The sequence below is a fragment of the [Flexibacter] sp. ATCC 35208 genome (assembly GCF_001975825.1).
GTDB lineage: Bacteria > Bacteroidota > Bacteroidia > Chitinophagales > Chitinophagaceae > Chitinophaga.
The window spans coordinates 1-553 of record NZ_MTKN01000251.1; the positions used below are offsets into that span (position 1 = coordinate 1).

General features: G+C 37.8%; 1 protein-coding gene. It reads left to right on the forward strand.

The window, feature by feature from the left end:
- Nucleotides 1–129: 129 nt before the first annotated feature.
- On the forward strand, nt 130–553 hold a 424-nt coding region (locus BW716_RS35340), incomplete at its 3' end, for a dihydropteroate synthase (RefSeq protein WP_368678313.1).

Here is a 553-nt window from a genome sequence, read left to right on the forward strand (position 1 = left end):
AAGCAAAACGTTGAAATAAAAGTTCCAGAGGAACGAAACATATTGTAGCAATGGAATTTATTCCGTTGAAAATTGAAAAAAGAAATGGCAGAAAATAGAAGAGACCTTGTATTAGCAGGATTAGAACCGTTGATTATTACGCCTACGAGTGTTTTTGTAAACATTGGGGAACGTACGAATGTAACGGGTTCAAGAAAGTTCCTTCGTTTAATCAAGGAAGAGAAGTATGATGAGGCACTTGATATTGCAAGACAACAGGTAGAAGGTGGAGCGCAAATCATCGATATTAATATGGATGAGGGAATGCTTGATGGGGTTCAGGCAATGACTAAATTTTTGAATTTAATTGCATCAGAACCGGATATTTCGAGAGTGCCGATTATGATCGACAGTTCGAAATGGGAAATCATTGAAGCAGGTCTAAAAGTAGTACAAGGAAAAAGTGTTGTAAACTCGATTTCGTTGAAAGAAGGCGAAGAAGCCTTTATTCACCACGCCAAATTAATTAAACGTTACGGAGCGGCGGCTATTATTATGGCTTTTTACGAAGTTG